General features: G+C 41.2%; 17 protein-coding genes. 6 read left to right on the top strand and 11 right to left on the bottom strand.

The window, feature by feature from the left end; genetic code table 11:
• Position 1: 1 nt before the first annotated feature.
• The 7 genes from PV403_RS02365 to PV403_RS02335 all read right to left on the bottom strand — a co-directional run bounded on the left by PV403_RS02365 (position 2) and on the right by PV403_RS02335 (position 6,937).
• A complete protein-coding gene (locus PV403_RS02365; protein ID WP_332083481.1) occupies positions 2-1,081 on the bottom strand; it encodes an ABC transporter permease in 1,080 nt (359 codons plus the stop codon).
• Positions 1,074-2,612, bottom strand: coding sequence for an ABC transporter ATP-binding protein (locus tag PV403_RS02360; RefSeq protein WP_285747363.1), 1,539 nt, complete (start codon positions 2,610-2,612; stop codon positions 1,074-1,076). The genes PV403_RS02365 and PV403_RS02360 overlap by 8 nt, the downstream gene beginning before the upstream one ends.
• A 161-nt stretch (positions 2,613-2,773) precedes the next feature.
• Positions 2,774-3,805: a BMP family lipoprotein gene (locus PV403_RS02355; RefSeq protein ID WP_213531988.1), complete on the bottom strand. Its 1,032-nt coding sequence runs from the start codon at positions 3,803-3,805 to the stop codon at positions 2,774-2,776.
• A gap of 470 nt (positions 3,806-4,275) precedes the next feature.
• A complete protein-coding gene (rplT, locus tag PV403_RS02350) occupies positions 4,276-4,635 on the bottom strand; it encodes a 50S ribosomal protein L20 (protein WP_160032823.1) in 360 nt (119 codons plus the stop codon).
• A 73-nt stretch (positions 4,636-4,708) separates the two neighbouring features.
• Positions 4,709-4,909 (bottom strand): 50S ribosomal protein L35, encoded by a 201-nt coding sequence (rpmI, locus tag PV403_RS02345; RefSeq protein WP_213531987.1) that lies wholly within the window; start codon positions 4,907-4,909, stop codon positions 4,709-4,711.
• A gap of 30 nt (positions 4,910-4,939) precedes the next feature.
• The gene (infC, locus tag PV403_RS02340; protein WP_160032821.1) at positions 4,940-5,434 is read right to left on the bottom strand and encodes a translation initiation factor IF-3; all 495 of its coding nucleotides are present in this window, start codon (positions 5,432-5,434) and stop codon (positions 4,940-4,942) included.
• A gap of 264 nt (positions 5,435-5,698) precedes the next feature.
• Positions 5,699-6,937: a glycosyltransferase family 2 protein gene (locus PV403_RS02335; RefSeq protein ID WP_213531986.1), complete on the bottom strand. Its 1,239-nt coding sequence runs from the start codon at positions 6,935-6,937 to the stop codon at positions 5,699-5,701.
• Between the two features lie 556 nt (positions 6,938-7,493).
• On the opposite strand from PV403_RS02335, the gene PV403_RS02330 reads away from it, so the two are divergent.
• Positions 7,494-8,021 (top strand): phosphatase PAP2 family protein, encoded by a 528-nt coding sequence (locus tag PV403_RS02330; RefSeq protein WP_213531985.1) that lies wholly within the window; start codon positions 7,494-7,496, stop codon positions 8,019-8,021.
• A 55-nt stretch (positions 8,022-8,076) separates the two neighbouring features.
• Positions 8,077-9,210: an MGDG synthase family glycosyltransferase gene (locus PV403_RS02325; protein WP_332083480.1), complete on the top strand. Its 1,134-nt coding sequence runs from the start codon at positions 8,077-8,079 to the stop codon at positions 9,208-9,210.
• Positions 9,211-9,277: 67 nt separating this feature from the next.
• Here PV403_RS02325 and trmB read toward each other — a convergent pair whose 3' ends face one another.
• Positions 9,278-10,027 carry a tRNA (guanosine(46)-N7)-methyltransferase TrmB gene (gene trmB, locus PV403_RS02320; protein WP_213531983.1) on the bottom strand — a complete coding sequence of 250 codons (750 nt, stop codon included), beginning with the start codon at positions 10,025-10,027 and terminating at the stop codon, positions 9,278-9,280.
• A 149-nt stretch (positions 10,028-10,176) separates the two neighbouring features.
• Positions 10,177-10,374 (bottom strand): hypothetical protein, encoded by a 198-nt coding sequence (locus PV403_RS02315; protein ID WP_160032816.1) that lies wholly within the window; start codon positions 10,372-10,374, stop codon positions 10,177-10,179.
• Between the two features lie 293 nt (positions 10,375-10,667).
• On the opposite strand from PV403_RS02315, the gene PV403_RS02310 reads away from it, so the two are divergent.
• Genes PV403_RS02310 through PV403_RS02295 form a run of 4 tightly spaced genes read left to right on the top strand, consistent with a single transcriptional unit; the run spans position 10,668 to position 14,219 of the window.
• Positions 10,668-11,618 carry a TIGR01212 family radical SAM protein gene (locus PV403_RS02310; RefSeq protein WP_332083479.1) on the top strand — a complete coding sequence of 317 codons (951 nt, stop codon included), beginning with the start codon at positions 10,668-10,670 and terminating at the stop codon, positions 11,616-11,618.
• 3 nt (positions 11,619-11,621) lie between these two features.
• Positions 11,622-12,206, top strand: coding sequence for a class I SAM-dependent methyltransferase (locus PV403_RS02305; protein WP_332083478.1), 585 nt, complete (start codon positions 11,622-11,624; stop codon positions 12,204-12,206).
• Positions 12,207-12,263: 57 nt separating this feature from the next.
• Positions 12,264-13,235 carry a type I phosphomannose isomerase catalytic subunit gene (locus PV403_RS02300; protein WP_332083477.1) on the top strand — a complete coding sequence of 324 codons (972 nt, stop codon included), beginning with the start codon at positions 12,264-12,266 and terminating at the stop codon, positions 13,233-13,235.
• 48 nt (positions 13,236-13,283) lie between these two features.
• Positions 13,284-14,219 carry an alpha/beta hydrolase gene (locus PV403_RS02295; RefSeq protein WP_332083476.1) on the top strand — a complete coding sequence of 312 codons (936 nt, stop codon included), beginning with the start codon at positions 13,284-13,286 and terminating at the stop codon, positions 14,217-14,219.
• A gap of 81 nt (positions 14,220-14,300) precedes the next feature.
• Here the strand turns inward: PV403_RS02295 and PV403_RS02290 are convergent, their stop codons facing one another.
• A complete protein-coding gene (locus PV403_RS02290) occupies positions 14,301-14,825 on the bottom strand; it encodes a YfiT family bacillithiol transferase (protein ID WP_332083787.1) in 525 nt (174 codons plus the stop codon).
• Positions 14,826-14,932: 107 nt separating this feature from the next.
• Positions 14,933-16,189 carry a 2-oxoglutarate dehydrogenase complex dihydrolipoyllysine-residue succinyltransferase gene (odhB, locus tag PV403_RS02285; RefSeq protein WP_213531978.1) on the bottom strand — a complete coding sequence of 419 codons (1,257 nt, stop codon included), beginning with the start codon at positions 16,187-16,189 and terminating at the stop codon, positions 14,933-14,935.
• Position 16,190 lies beyond the last annotated feature (1 nt).

The following is a 16,190-nucleotide window of genomic DNA, read 5'->3' as shown; positions in this document are numbered from 1 at the left end:
TTTACAACACCTTCTCTTTCTTGCGCTTGGAGTTAAAGGGTTTAAGCACCCAGCGCACAATCCCTTGTGCAGCTATAAAGAAGATGATCGAACCGATTACGATTCGGATCAATTCCGGTGGAACATCCGCAGCAAAGCTCATTCCGGAAGAACCATAGGTTAATCCACCAAATAAAATGGCTCCTAGTACAACACCAAGTGGATGATTCATACCAATCAGAGCAACGGCAATTCCGTCAAATCCGATACCTGGAGAACCTTGGAACACCGTTTGATATCCAAATACCCCTAGTACTTGGAACGCACCGCCAAGACCAGCAAATATCCCACTGATAAACATCGCTTTTACTACATTTCGGTTTACTCTCATCCCGGCATATTGTGCGGCATGATGGTTGAAACCAACGGCTCGCAGCTCAAAACCTTGTTTCGTCTTCCACATGAAAATATAGAAAAACAAGGCTGCGACAAGAGCAATTAACGTTCCCCAGTGAACACGTGAATTGTTCATCAGTTCAGACAACCAGCCGATCGCGATCGACGCACTAGGCTGAATTTGCTCTGAGCGATTCTCACCAGGCATAAGTAAGAACTGTCTGACTACAAGATTAGCCATATAAAGAGCAATCCAGTTCATCATAATACTGGTGATAACTTCGTTAACTCCGCGTATCGCTTTAAGAAAACCCGCTACAGAAGCCCAAAGTCCACCTGCAATCGCCCCAGCAATGAGAGCAAGCGGTGCATGAATGATTAAGGGTAAACTAGTAAATTTAATTCCGATAAACGTAGCTGCGGTCATACCTACGATATACTGACCTTCAGCCCCGATATTAAACAAACCTGCTCGTGAAGCAAAAGCGAAAGCGAGACCTGTCATTAGGAGCGGAGTCATCTCACGAATTGCCTCACCAAAGTTATAGGTACTTCCAAAAACTTTATCAATCAGTGCACCATAAGCGGTAATGGGATTATATCCACCAATCAGCATAACGAATGCACCCAAGATTAGACCCATAATAATAGCGACTACAGGATAGATAAATGAGTCCTTCGTAAACCATTTTAATACATTATTCACCCGCTGCACCTCTCTTCTTCATGCTGCCTGCCATCATAAGTCCGAGTTCTTGATCATTTGTTTCCTCTGGCAGGACTTCACCTACGATATGTCCTTCATAGATAACAGCGATCCGGTCTGATACATTCATAATTTCATCTAGTTCAAAAGAAATAAGAAGAACAGCTTTCCCTTGATCGCGCTGAGCAATGAGTTGTTTTTGTACAAATTCAATTGCACCAACGTCAAGTCCGCGTGTCGGCTGTGCAGCGATAAGCAGGTCCGGATTTTTATTCACTTCTCTCGCAATAATCGCTTTCTGCTGATTACCACCAGAGAGTGCACGAGATTTCGTATCAATGCTTGGTGTTCTAACATCAAATGCTTCTACCAATTTCACCGTATGCTTATCGATCTCTTTAAAATCCAAGAAACCTTTCTTTGAAAATGGTTCTTTGTAGTAAGATTCGAGTACCATATTTTCACTTACAGAGAAGTCAAGTACCAAACCATGTTTATGACGATCCTCCGGTATATGGCCTACACCTGACTCTGAAATTTTACGAGGAGTTTGATTCTTAATCTCTTTGCCGTTGAGCTTGATACTTCCTGAATCAACTTTACGCAGTCCAGTAATAGCCTCGATCAGTTCACTTTGACCATTACCGTCTACCCCGGCAATTCCGACAATTTCGCCAGCTCGCACTTTCAGATTCAATTGATCAAGAACAGCGATGTGATCTTGATTCTTGGATGTAAGATTTTGAATATCAAGAACTACTTCTTTAGGCTCGGCCTGTTTCTTATCTACCTTGAAAGTCACTTCACGTCCTACCATTTTAGCTGCTAGATCATTTGGAGAAGTTTCAGAAGTTTTAACCGTATCAATTACTTTCCCGCGGCGGATAATGGTAACCTTATCTGAAATCTCCATAATTTCTTTCAGTTTATGAGTAATCAGAATAATGGACTTTCCTTCAGCAACGAGCTTCTTCATAATCACAAGCAATTCCGTAATTTCCTGTGGTGTTAGCACTGCTGTTGGTTCGTCAAAGATGAGAATCTCTGCTCCTCGATACAGTGTTTTAAGAATTTCAACACGTTGCTGCATACCTACAGATATATCTTCAATCTTGGCGTTTGGATTTACTTGTAACCCATACATTTCTGATAAACGTGTAACCTCTGCTACTGCCTTTTTATAGTTAATACCCAGCCCTTTTCTTGGTTCAGAACCCAGTATAATATTCTCAGCTACAGTAAAAGGTTGCACCAGCTTAAAATGCTGATGGACCATTCCAATTCCCAGTTCAATTGCTTTGTTTGGACTATCAATTAATACAGGCTTGCCGTTCACTTCGATGCTGCCTTCATCAGGCTGATACAATCCAAATACAATATTCATTAACGTTGATTTACCCGCACCATTCTCCCCTAGCAGCGCATGGATTTCACCCTTGTGCAGCTGCAAACTTATGGAATCATTGGCGACAATACCTGGGAAGCGTTTTGTAATTTGCTTTAACTCTACAACAGGAGTTGCTGCACCCATGAGATCACCCTTATATAGAATTTATTAGTAATTATGGCCCTAGACGTGAGAACAAGGCTAGTTCTAATAACCAGCCTTGTCATTATGCTTATTTACATCGTATCTACTTTTACGTAAGAAACAGTAAAACTTGAACTACTCAGTTGCACTACTTAGTTATACTACTCAGTTGGAACAACAATTTCGCCGCTGATAATTTTTTCTTTATACTCGTCAACGAGTTTCAGAACATCTTCAGGAACGTTAGCTGTTGAAGTCTCAGCAATACCTACAGCGTTGTCGGCAAGGTCAAGCTCTTCAATTCCACCCTCGAAAGTACCGTTTACTAACTCAAGTGATACTTTTTTTACTGCTTCGTCTACTTTTTTGATCATGGACGTCAGTGTGATTTCATCACCAAACTCGATAGATTGGTCTTTATCTACACCGATTACCCACACATCTTGGCCGGATTTTTTACGGGAGAGACCTTCGTTAAACACCCCAGTACCTGTAGCACCAGCAGCGTGGAAAATAATATCTACTCCATCGTTGTAAAGTGTTGCTGCTGCCGTTTTTCCTTCGTCCGGTTTATCAAAGTTACCAGTGTACGTAGGAATAAACTTAGCATCAGGATTTACAGCTTTAACACCTTCTCTAAAACCAACTTCGAATCTCTTGATAAGCGGACTATTCATACCGCCGACAAAACCAACTTTATTTGTTTTTGTCATTTTACCAGCGATCACACCTACGAGGAAAGAACCTTGTTCTTCTGCAAAAGTAACAGATTTCACATTTGGTGCATCAACAACGCTGTCAATAATCGCTAGATTTGATTCTGGGTTTTGTTCAGCTACCGTTTTAATTGCATCGGCCAGTTGGAAGCCAATTCCCCAAGTAAGATTATAATTGTTTTGTACGAACTCGTTTAGGTTTGTGTTATAGTCACTATCCGATTTACTCTGCAAATATTTAACTTTTGCGCCTGATTCCGCTTCTACAGCTTGCAGAGCTTCCCAAGCAGATTGGTTAAAGGATTTGTCGTTTACACCGCCGACATCCGTTACCATACCGATTTGTACGTCAGATTTTGCTGCTCCTTCGTTACCATCGCTACCTTGCGAACTGCTACTGTTGTCATTACCGCAACCGGCAAGTGCAACTGATGCTGCAAGGATCATACTTAGAGACAAACTCAATACTTTCTTCATCTTGGAATTGTTCCCCCTTAAAATATTGCCTTCTTGATTCTTTCATTCGCTCTGCTACCTGCCACAATTCATCTTAAACAATCAATCTTAATCGAGGCCTCTTGTAATTCAAGCGAATGCGAAGTTCAAGTAGGACTGTCCTACTAGGTGTGATTATACAATCATCCTTTTTTAAAATCCAGCAGTTTCATCACTTAATTTTAAGTTTTTATAGCAAAAAAGTAATGTAAGCGTTTTTACTTTCGTGATTTAACACGTTAATGTAACTTGCATGTGACTTTCCTTGCCATATAAGTATCTTTATCATCCCTTTCACTTCCTTAAGTCCCAATTATTATTTGCACTATTTTAAGTAATATACAAAGAGAATGATTTAGCACATTATGTCAGAAGACCTAGTTCATTTATGCAAATGAACTTAAAGATGTCCATAAAAAAGCCGCCTATAACGGCGGCAACATATTATTAAATTATGCGTTCACTTTTTCTTTAGCTACAACAGCCAAAGAGTTGAATGCATTGATATCGTTCACTGCAAGATCAGCGAGCATTTTACGGTTCATGTCTACTCCAGCGAGTTTCAAACCGTGCATGAATTTGCTGTAAGACAATCCGTTCATGCGAGCTGCTGCATTGATACGAACGATCCACAATTTACGGAAGTTACGTTTTGTAGTACGACGGTCACGGTATGCATATACCATGGATTTCATTACTTGTTCATTAGCAGTTTTAAAGATACGGTGTTTAGAACCAAAATAACCTTTAGCAAGTTTCAATACTTTTTTATGACGACGACGAACAACGAATCCGCCCTTTACTCTTGCCATATTAGAAGACCTCCCAGAAAATATATATGTTTAGTAGTTATACTGCTTAGATGCAGTTGTTGGCATTACGCGACTATTTAAGGTTAGACAAACCTTGTTTCAAACGTTTAACATCTCCAGGTGCCATTACAGGGCTACCAGCAAGAACGCGTTTTGTACGTTTGGATTTGTGGGAAAGCAAGTGATTTCTGTATGCTTTATAACGTTTCACTTTACCAGTACCTGTAATTTTGAAACGACCCTTCAGACTGCTGTGAGTTTTCATTTTAGGCATTTTGTATTTCCTCCTCCAAGTTTAACTGGCTCAAGCTTTTGGAGCCAAAATCATAATCATGCTTCGACCTTCAAGTTTTGGTTGACGTTCGATGCTGCTGATCTCAGCAACTTCTGCTTTAACGCGCTCCAAAATCTTTTGACCGATATCCGCATGGGCAATCTCACGTCCGCGGAAGCGGACGGAGCACTTCACTTTGTCGCCGTCCTTCAAGAACTTAACTACATTGCGAAGTTTTGTTTGGTAGTCGTGTTCCTCAATGTTAGAACGGAACCATACTTCCTTAATGTCCACAATCTTTTGATTCTTGCGTGCTTCTTTTTCTTTCTTTTGTTGCTCATAACGGAACTTACCGTAGTCCATAATACGACATACCGGCGGTTTAGCCTGCGGCGCTACATTCACCAAGTCTAAGTTGAGATCTGCAGCCATCTGCAATGCTTCGCGAATTGGTGTTATTCCAATTTGCTCCCCTTCAGCTCCAACCAAACGAACTTCCTTCGACCGAATTTCATCGTTAATCATGTGTTCTTTACTAATAACTGTCCACCTCCATGTCGTTATCGATACCCATTCGAAAAAAAATAGGGATGCCGGTAGGCTACCGACATCCCTGAACAATCGACAATTCTTCATGAAAAATCAAGTTTCATAAATCATTGGGATCGTACCCGTCAGCTTCAGCCGATCAGGTGAGAAGTCGTACCTTCTTCTTATGATTCCGTAAACAATCACTTGATTAATATAACATAGCTCATTCAAACCGTCAAGCATAAAATATATATTTTTTTATCCTTGTTTGCTTTGTACTTCTTCCAAGCGAACAACACGAGTATGCTTCGTGTGGCTCCATTGTTTGTTATTCTGTGTAAAGAACGCGTACAGCGTAATTGGATACCAGGATAACAGGTAGATCGGGAACAAGATAAGTGATGTATACACTTTCTTGATTTTAACCTTCTCCAGTGCAAGAGACGCTAGGAACGTCACAACGTTTGCCAAAATAGCAGTAAACCCTACCCATATTGGCAAGTATCCATAAATATTTGTGATATTTGGACCTTTAAACAACGTAATATCGATCAAGCTGACCGCCGTCATCAGAAACGTCAGTAATACTACATACACGTTCGCACTGTAGACAGCAAGGTCAAATTTAACCAAACTGCCCTGCTTGATACTCTTCCATATCAGCGGGAAGAAATATCTTCTCGCTACGGTGAAGTGACCCTGCATCCAGCGTAGACGTTGTCTTGCAGAAGCTTTAAACGTAAGTGGCTTCTCATCAAATACCTTAGCGTCATAGTTGAACACAGGATATACATCACGTTCAACAGCACGCATCGTAAACTCAAGGTCTTCTACCAGGGATGTAGCTCCCCAGCCCATATCTTTAAGGAGTTTACTTTCAAAACACATTCCCGTACCGCCTAAAAAGTTAGCCATATTCAGGTTATGACGGGACAACTGCCACAAACGGTTAATATACCAGTATGAAATACCGTAAGCAGCTGTAATCCAGGAGTCTTCCGGATTCTTAGTATCGATATATCCTTGAATAACGCGAGCTCCGCGATTTAAATCATTATTCATTTCTTGAAGGAAATTCGTAGCTGCCAAATTATCTGCATCAAACATAACGATTGCATCGTATTGTTTTGGCATGCTCCAAAGTTCTTTGAGCATCCATTCAATCGCATATCCTTTACCGCGTTGTTCTGGATTCACTCTGACACAAGCATTCATTCCATGTGCCCTAACAATTTCAGCTGTATTGTCTGTACAGTTGTCACAGATCACAAACACATCATACAACTCTTTTGGATAATCTAACTTTTTCATATTCTCAAGCAAAGCTCCAATAACTTCTGCCTCATTGTGAGCAGCAACCAATACAGCAAATGACTTGTTCGGCGGAAACTGTTGTTTCTTTTTCTTTTTAATCAGACCGAACAGAGAAAAACTAAACTGATACACAGCAAGAAACGCCAAGATCACTTGGAACGTCACAAATATCGCATTAAACATTTGTTCTCTGCTACCCCCTCTTTAATATGAGCTTCTCTTTTTTTACGCACATCTTTTTTTGTAGTACATGACCCGTTCTTTGTTTCTTTTCTATATCTTCACCACTATTCTTAACTGCCTACTCGATTTTGTATGCTTTCTGAAGTTTTGTCAAAATCCTCAAATGACAGCATCTCGGCAATAAAGCGTTCTTTTGGGCTGATTTCGCTATAAGAACTACTTCAAGCCTTCATTCATAGCAGTTAAGTCTTATTTTCATCCGTTTACGCGTTTTTTATTTGATCTTTCCCTCCTCCATTTTTATTTATTTCTAAATGCAGGAATTAGATCTAAATATTAAACGCAAAAAGCAGGAAAAAGGTTTAAACAAACCTCTAAACTTTTTAAACCAGAATTGGTGGCTTGAATCATTTTATATTTTTTTCTTGAGTAAAGTCAAAAGCACTGTTTTTTTAAAGGGTGTAAATGGGTTATTATTGAAAGGGATATCATTTAAAAATGTGATAAACTAGGGTTAATACTCATTGTGGACGCAATTGATGCAGGGGGATGTTATATGAGCCGTTTTTTCGTAAGACTACAAGCATTCGAACAAAAAATTTTTATGTGGATTAACGGACGTCTTCATAACCGTTTCCTGAATTTTTGGCTTTACTACTTAACTCATTTGGGCGGGGCAACATTTACGATTGCAGCTTCTCTTCTCATAGCTACACTCGCACCCGATCCATGGAGACAAGCTGGTTATATGGCTTGTGCCTCCTTAGCGATTAGTCATATCCCTGTTGCAGCAGCAAAGAAGCTGTATCCTAGGATCAGACCTTATCTAGCGCTGCCTGGTACAAATACTTTTCGTAATCCCTTATCTGATCATTCTTTCCCGTCTGGTCATACTACCGCGATTTTTTCTGTCACGGTTCCTTTTATGATGATCGTACCCAGTGTAACATCCGTCCTACTGCCTTTAGCAAGCATTGTTGGTTTCTCAAGAATCTATCTTGGATTACATTATCCTTCTGACGTACTCGCTGGAGCAGTAATTGGGACTTCAGTTGCGCTCGGAACGGTTGCATTTTGGCCATAATGTTTAGTATCTTTGAATGACAGAAAACAAAGAGCAAGGAACAGGTGAGCTGAGAGTGACCAAAAAAAGAGTGTTGTTATTATCTGAAGGTTTCGGAGCCGGACATACTCAAGCAGCATACGCACTCTCGAGCAGTTTAAGGAGACTCTCATCTGATGTGCAGACGAAAGTGCTTGAATTAGGGAGTTTTCTCAACCCGCATGTTGCTCCCCTCATTATAAATGCTTACAAAAGAACGATTACAAAACAACCAAAGCTTGTTGCACTTATGTATCGAAAACAGTATAAAAAACCAATTAATCGTTTCGCAACGCTCGCATTACACAGGCTGTTCTATACCCATACAAGGAGCATTGTAAGACAGCTTAAACCTGATATCATTGTCTGCACTCATCCTATACCAAGTGCTGTCATCGCTCGTCTTAAGCGTCTGGGAGTTGATGTTCCGTTATGCACGGTTATAACGGACTACGACGTTCATGGAACTTGGATCAGCCCAGAAGTCGATCGTTATCTCGTTTCGACCACGGAAGTCCAGCTCAAGCTTATTAACCGTGGTGTTCCCAAAAATAAAATTCAGGTAACCGGCATTCCGGTCCATCCTAATTTTTGGGAACATCCAAGTCGGGAAGAGATCCGCCTCAAATTTGAGCTGAAAGACATGCCTACGGTTCTAGTCATGGATGGCGGCTGGGGACTTATGACTGATGAAATTGTCAATGAGTACCTTGCTCAGTGGCAACAAAAGGTACAATTGATCTATGTGTTGGGGAATAATGACAAAGCCAGGGCCCATATGGAGCAGAATCCGCTTTATCAAAAACCCAATATTCATATCATGGGATTCACCAGAGAAATCGACAAGCTTATGGAAGTAGCCGATGTTCTGGTGACGAAACCTGGCGGAATGACTTGTTCAGAAGGACTCGCTAAAGGGATTCCAATGTTGTTTCATAACCCCTTACCTGGTCAGGAAGAAGAAAATTGTCTATATTTCACAGAACAAGGACTTGGTGAACCCATCACTTCCTTAGAAGTTGTCGAAAAATGGATGAACCGTCTCCTTAGTGAATATGAGACGATTGTCGAAACAAGAGAGCGTCACTTAAAAGAGATTGAAAAGTTTCACCCGATGCAAAGTGCCAAAAGCATCATTGAGATGGTAGAAACAAGAAAGGTGCCTTTCTAAAAGGGCACCTTTCTTATTTTCCACTATTCAAATGTTATGAGGACAAGCAAGGAAACATTCCCATTTTTTAATTTTGTTCTTGTTCTTGTTTGCCTGTACTTTCTGTTAAACGATATTTCTTCAAACGCGTTGCATTATATTCAGCAAGGGCTTGTTCACCAATAATAACCTCTACGCGGTGAATGTTCATTCCTTTGCCCATAAATTTCTGTTCGTATTCTGTCATTACATGCTCTTCATTGATTCCATCACGGTGCAAGTTAAGAGAAATATTAGTCATTTGAAGACCATAATCAGCGAATGAGTTAAGCGAGAACTCAAATAGAGTCTCTGAGTCAGTCTTGAAGTGAATCTGCCCCAAACTGTTCAGCACCTCTTTATACTTATCAAGAAAACGCGGATGAGTCAGTCTTCTTCTTGCATGTTTTGATTTAGGCCACGGATCACTGAAGTTCAAGTAAATTCGTTCCACTTCACCTTTTTCAAAAACATCGAGAATATCTTCAATGTTTGCGAGTGCCAATTTAAGGTTTGGCGGAGTTTCGACACCTTCTGGCTCCCAAGCTGATCTAGCCTTATCACTTGCACGGCGAACAAGCTCATCATACATATCAATTCCGATATAATTGACTTCCTTGTTGCGATAACTCATCTGACTGATAAACTGTCCTTTACCCATACCGAATTCCACGTGAATTGGTCTATCGTTTCCAAACAATTCTGACCATTTCCCTTTATAATCAGCAGGATTCAGAATAACAAGGTCTTTTTGCTCTTCTAAATTTTCACGAATCCCTTTTCTGCCCCTTAAACGCATAATTCTCCTCCGTTATATAAAAAATTCATCGGCATTAATTGTGCCTAAATATCAGTGAAAAGTAAAGATAAAAGAAAAAGGAATCACACACTGTACCCAATAGGCACGGCATATAATTCCTTTTTCATTTATTTGGAATTGGGGTCCAACTACTTTAACAGTTCATAGTCTACCTTATCTTGGGTAGAAAAATCAAATGTCTTTTCGAAGGCTCTACGTATTTTCTTCTTGGCAATTGTTTCTACTTGTGGGTTGTTATTGAATCTTACTCCCGTAAGTGCTAGTGCTTCATCCGCTGTAAGCTCAACCGTTACTTTGTGCTGTCCTGCTTTTATTATCGAATTCATGTTATCACCTCATTATTAGTATGGCCGAGACGAGCAAAATGTATGAATTCTAGCGAAATTTGTAAGCAATAATGTTAAGGTCTGACCTAGTTATAATATAACATTACTGTGTAAGGTTTACAATAGGAAAGCGCTTATTTTTTTAATTTTGTCTGTGATCTTTTTCTGTATTCAATGGAGAAGAATTCCCTTTTTGCAAAGCTTTTTGATACAATGGTAAAGGTTATCGTTAACTCAATTATCAACCTTACTTTTTAATATACAGAAAGAACTTAGTCAAAAGGAGCACTAAAATGAATTTACCAACTTTCTCCCCTCTACTCTGGGGAGACAAACGATTCCACACATGGAACTATGAAATGCGGGAGCAGTTTGACAATAAGGTATTTAAAGTCATGCTCGATGCCGGTTTTACTTGTCCCAACCGAGACGGCTCGATCGCAAAAGGCGGCTGCACGTTCTGCAGCTCGAGAGGCTCTGGCGATTTTGCGGGATCAAGAAGAAACGATTTGGTAACGCAGTTTAATACCATCCGTGATCGCCAGCATCAAAAGTGGCCAAATGCAAAATATATTGGATATTTTCAGGCATACACAAACACTTATGCTCCTGTTGAAGAACTGCGAGAATATTTTGAAGTAATTTTAAAACAGCCTGGAGTAGTTGGATTATCGATCGCAACACGTCCGGACTGTTTACCAGATGACGTGGTTGAATATCTTGCTGAACTCAATGAACGGACCTATCTATGGATCGAAATGGGTCTGCAAACGATTCATGATTCAACTTCACAGTTAATTAATCGGGCACATGATACAAAATGCTATGTAGAAGCTGTTGAAAAGCTAAGAAAACACAATATCCGTGTTTGTACACACATTATTCATGGACTTCCTCAAGAAACTCATGAAATGATGCTTGAGACAACAAGGGCAGTAGCAAACATGGGGGTACAAGGAATCAAAATTCATCTTCTTCATCTTATGCGCAAGACTCCTATGGTAAAACAATACGAAGCAGGTCTTCTGCGTTTTTTGGAGCAAGACGAATATATAAAACTGATTGTAGATTCACTGGAAATTTTGCCGCCGGATATGATTGTTCACCGCCTAACCGGAGATGCTCCAAGAGATCTTTTGATTGGTCCAATGTGGTCCCTTAAAAAGTGGGAAGTATTAAATGGTATTGACGCCGAGCTAAAAGCTCGTAATACTTGGCAAGGGAAATACTGGAGGGGATATTAATTTATGGGTTTTCGATCCATTCTTAGCTGTGCCCACCTTTGGACAGCGGACAGGCTGCATTCTGGAGACACAGCCATTGATGCTACGGTAGGGACAGGAGCAGACACTTTATTTTTGGCACGAACCGTTGGACCAAAGGGGCATGTCTTTGGCTTTGATATCCAAGAACAAGCAATTGACCTTGCAAAAAATAGATTTGCGGGTGCCGCTGATCAAGATAAACTTGCACCCGTCACCTTTTTTAGACAAAGTCATGGGGATATGAGAAATTATATCCCTTCCCATTTCCATGGTCATATCGGAGCCGTCATGTTCAATCTTGGATATCTGCCGGCTGATCAAGCTGATCCTTCTGTAATCACGCTTACTGCAACTACGATCTCTGCTTTGGAAGTATCCCTTGATTTACTTAGACCCAAAGGAATCCTCACTGTCGTATTATATCCTGGACACAAAGGTGGCGATGAAGAAGCACATGCAGTTAGTGAGTGGGCTGCGAAACTTCCTATAGCTATTGGTCAAGCAGTTACATACAGACAGTTGCAGAGAGCCACTTCCCCCTATCTCATCGCTATTGAGAAAAAGTAACAGAATCTAATATGGGTAGAAGAAAGACTAAATTCATATCATAAGGAGAGAATAATCATGCATAAGCCTTACCCGTTGCAATTTCAGCCCGAGTTTAAAGAAAGAGTATGGGGCGGTCGCGCTTTAGAACAATTTGGTCTTACGATACCTGAGGGACATATTGGGGAAGGTTGGATGATTGCTGATCATCCAAATGGAACAACAAAAGTGCTTAACGGGGAATTAGCTGGTATTGGCCTTGACGAAATAAGAGAAACGTACGGACGAGATTGGCTTGGCAACAAAGGGGTTTCCGAACAAGGGGGCCGATTCCCTCTACTCATTAAGTTGCTTGATTGTAATGATGATCTATCCATTCAGGTTCATCCTACCGATGATTATGCTGGACTTCCAAAAGGAGAACTTGGCAAAACAGAAATGTGGTATGTGCTTGATGCAAAACCGGATGCTAAGATTATATATGGATTAAAAGACAATGTTACTCACGATCAGCTTCGTGACGCACTCGAAAATGGTACGGTTATGGATACCCTGCAGGAAGTACCTGTAGAAGCAGGAGACTCCTTCTTTATCCCAGCAGGTACAGTTCATGCCTTATGTGCTGGTGTGTTAGTTGCCGAAATTCAGCAAAACTCAGATACGACCTACCGGATTTTTGATTACAATCGCCCTGGTCTTGACGGCAAACCTCGTGAACTTCATATCGAAGATTCTTTAAACGTAACCGTATTCAAAAATACAGGGGCTACTTCGATGAAAACAAATCAGGCTGTTCCTGGTGAATGGCTTACACTTGCTTCTTGCCCATATTTTGTCGTCGAAAAGGGAATTGTAACGAGTTCTTGGAACCTGTCAACCAATGAAGATAGTTTTACCATTCTCGTTGTCTGTGAAGGCAGCGGCCAATTAATCTGGAATGATACGGAAGAACTTGATCTAAAAGCGGGACAATGTTATTTACTTCCTTCTAGCCTTGGAAGTTACAAACTTGAAGGAAATACAACCGTTTTACGCTCTTATCTCCCCTAATTTTTTTTCATTATTTTAGCGCCATTCACTTTGGAAGGAGGACTCACCATGCAGGAATATACGTTTCAAATGCTGGATAGCGATGAGGTCAATGTCTTTGTGTATCGGTGGGCTCCGGAAGATGAAATACCTATTAAAGGGATTGTTCAGATTGCACACGGGATGTCCGAAACAGCGAAGCGCTATAAAGAACTGGCTGAATGCTTGACTAAACACGGGTTCATCATCTATGCCAATGATCATCGTGGTCATGGTAAGACTGCTGTTGATCAAGGAATGTTAGGAGATGGCGGACCCAATGCCTTTAAGTGGATGGCGAAAGATATGGGCGAACTAGGAAAGTTCATACGCCAAGAGCATCCTCAGTTACCTATTTTTTTACTTGGACACAGTATGGGCTCCTTCCTTACCCAAAAAGTAATGTATGCCGGTCCACATTTATACGAAGGCTATATTTTATCTGGTTCGAATGGGAAAAGAAATTTGCTGAAGTTAGGACAGATTCTCGCTCAACTGCAAAGTCTTATTCAGGGACAACAACGTCGAAGTTTTTTTCTCAATGCAGTCGTATTCGGTGGGTTTAACCGCTCATTCCGCCCTGCTGCTACTCCTTTTGACTGGTTATCAAGGGATGAACAAGAAGTAAGGAAGTTTATAGATGATCCTTTATGCGGCTCGCTATGCACAGCTCGCTTTTACCAAGGTTTTTTCGAACTTCTTATGGAGATCCATCTTCCTCATCATCTGGCTGATATACCTAAAGATAAGCCCATCTACATCTTCTCAGGAGGAAATGATCCTGTGGGTATGCATGGCAAAGGAGTACTGAATCTAGTAGAAATGTATAAAGAACTGGGGATAAGAGATTTGGAATATCGGATTTACCCAGAAGGCAGGCATGAAATGCTGCATGAAATTAACCGCAGAGAAGTAGAAGAACATGTTGCCGATTGGCTCCTTCGTCATGTATCTCCTTCCGTATGATCTATAAATCACACCAAAAACCTTTCTTGAAATTGAACTTATCATTCAATGACAAGAGAGGTTTTTTGTCGTTATCTTTTTTTACCAATTCATACGCCCGCGAAGTGAAGTAATATGGGCAGTATGGTGAAGACTATGCCACGAATAATGACGTGCACACTCTCCAAGCGTTAAGGTCTTCTGGGAACCAGGGTGATAAAATGTACGCTGATAATCTTCAAGAGACAGCGAATGAAGCAGTGCAGTCCAGCGTGCATGAAGCCCTTCTATGATATGTAAGGAAGGTGTTACCGGCATTAAGCTTGCGTCAGGCAGTTCAGCCCATAACGTTTCTTCGTATGGTGTGATCGTGGGATTATTCTCTGTCAAAGCAAGTTTAAACCTAATAAAACTATTCATATGGCTGTCTGCCACATGATGAACAACCTGCCTAACAGACCATCCATCCGGGCGATAAGAAGTATCTAACTGTTCATCGGACAAATCTGCTACCGCCTCTTTTAGCTTCTGAGGTAACTCTTCCAGATTTTTAATCCATTCTTTGATGTTTTCCTCCGTTATGGGCTTATCTTCCTCTTGCCCAATCGGATATTGTAACTCTACAATATTCAGCATTTCCATTTCCTCCTACTAAAAGTGATATAAAAAGAAGAACAAGCCGCCACATAAGATGCGCGCACCTGTTCTTCTTATTTATTCAATATTCCGCCTTCTTATCCTTCAAGCAGCAGTGATTCTGGGTCCTCTAACAATTCCTTCACCGTTACTAGGAAGCGAACTGCTTCGCTGCCGTCAATAATACGGTGATCATAGGATAGAGCAATGTACATCATTGGGCGATTCTCCATACGTTCATCATCAATAGCTACTGGGCGGACCTGAATCTTATGCATACCCAAGATCCCCACTTGCGGAGCATTCAGGATCGGAGTAGATAAGAGTGAGCCAAATACTCCGCCATTTGTGATGGTAAATGTTCCACCTTGCAGTTCATTTAGAGACAATGTATTCGAACGCGCTTTAGATGCAAGTTCTCCAATATTGCGCTCAATCTCAGCAAAGCTCAAACGGTCAGCATCCCGGACAACCGGAACAACAAGTCCTTCTTTAGCAGATACAGCTATACCGATATCGTAATATTTTTTAAGAATAATATCGTCGCCATCAATCTCCGCGTTAACTGTTGGAAATTGTTTCAATGCACCTACAACTGCTTTCGTAAAGAATGACATAAAGCCAAGACCTACATCATGTTTTTCTTTGAATTTATCTTTACGACGTTTACGAACGTCCAAGATTGCAGTCATATCAACTTCGTTAAATGTAGTTAGCATAGCCGCAGTTTGCTGTGCCTCTACAAGACGCTTCGCAATGGTCGCGCGGCGGCGAGACATTCTCTGACGTTCTACTGGTTTGCTGAAGCTTGCTTGCTCTTTTGGAGCAGAAGGAGCACTTGCTGGCTTATTAGGTGTGGCAGCAGGAGCTGCTTGTACCGAACCATGAGTTTTCACATCTTCTTGGTAGATACGTCCAATAGGATCGCGGCTCTGTACTTGATCAAGATCAATACCACGTTCACGGGCAAGCTTGCGTGCAGATGGAGAAGCTTTAGGGCTTTCGCTCTCAGCAGCATCCTCCTTTTGCTTACTTTGTACAGGAGCTGGTTCTGGCGACGCTGCAGGAGCCGGAGCTTCCGGAGTCGGCGCTGAAGCTGCTGCAGATTCCTTGGCGCCTGCGCCTGCTTCAAGCAGCGCAATAGCTTCCCCGATTTGCACCGTATCTCCTTCTTGATGCAAGATACTGGTGATTACACCGCTCTCTTCCGCACTAATTTCGATATTTACCTTATCCGTTTCAACTTCTAGAAGTACATCTCCTTGATTTACAGAGTCTCCTTCTTTAACGACCCATCTGGATATTGTCCCTTCCGTGATGGATTCCCCCATAGCCGGTACTTTAATTTCGCTCACA

Source organism: Paenibacillus sp. GYB006 (assembly GCF_036577645.1).
Classification (GTDB): Bacteria; Bacillota; Bacilli; order Paenibacillales; family Paenibacillaceae; genus Paenibacillus.
Note: the sequence above shows the minus strand (reverse complement) of the source record. Positions and strands in the feature narration are given on the sequence as shown.

Bases quoted from the DNA above. Each gene is read 5' to 3' on its own strand.
- PV403_RS02315 (WP_160032816.1), bottom strand. From the start codon at position 10,374: ATGAATTCGATAATAAAAGCAGGACAGCACAAAGTAACGGTTGAGCTT.
- PV403_RS02300 (WP_332083477.1), top strand. From the start codon at position 12,264: ATGCATAAGCCTTACCCGTTGCAATTTCAGCCCGAGTTTAAAGAAAGA.
- trmB (WP_213531983.1), bottom strand. From the start codon at position 10,027: ATGCGTTTAAGGGGCAGAAAAGGGATTCGTGAAAATTTAGAAGAGCAA.
- PV403_RS02360 (WP_285747363.1), bottom strand. From the start codon at position 2,612: ATGGGTGCAGCAACTCCTGTTGTAGAGTTAAAGCAAATTACAAAACGC.
- rplT (WP_160032823.1), bottom strand. From the start codon at position 4,635: ATGGCAAGAGTAAAGGGCGGATTCGTTGTTCGTCGTCGTCATAAAAAA.
- PV403_RS02295 (WP_332083476.1), top strand. From the start codon at position 13,284: ATGCAGGAATATACGTTTCAAATGCTGGATAGCGATGAGGTCAATGTC.
- PV403_RS02305 (WP_332083478.1), top strand. From the start codon at position 11,622: ATGGGTTTTCGATCCATTCTTAGCTGTGCCCACCTTTGGACAGCGGAC.
- infC (WP_160032821.1), bottom strand. From the start codon at position 5,434: ATGATTAACGATGAAATTCGGTCGAAGGAAGTTCGTTTGGTTGGAGCT.
- PV403_RS02335 (WP_213531986.1), bottom strand. From the start codon at position 6,937: ATGTTTAATGCGATATTTGTGACGTTCCAAGTGATCTTGGCGTTTCTT.
- PV403_RS02330 (WP_213531985.1), top strand. From the start codon at position 7,494: ATGAGCCGTTTTTTCGTAAGACTACAAGCATTCGAACAAAAAATTTTT.
- rpmI (WP_213531987.1), bottom strand. From the start codon at position 4,909: ATGCCTAAAATGAAAACTCACAGCAGTCTGAAGGGTCGTTTCAAAATT.
- PV403_RS02355 (WP_213531988.1), bottom strand. From the start codon at position 3,805: ATGAAGAAAGTATTGAGTTTGTCTCTAAGTATGATCCTTGCAGCATCA.
- PV403_RS02310 (WP_332083479.1), top strand. From the start codon at position 10,668: ATGAATTTACCAACTTTCTCCCCTCTACTCTGGGGAGACAAACGATTC.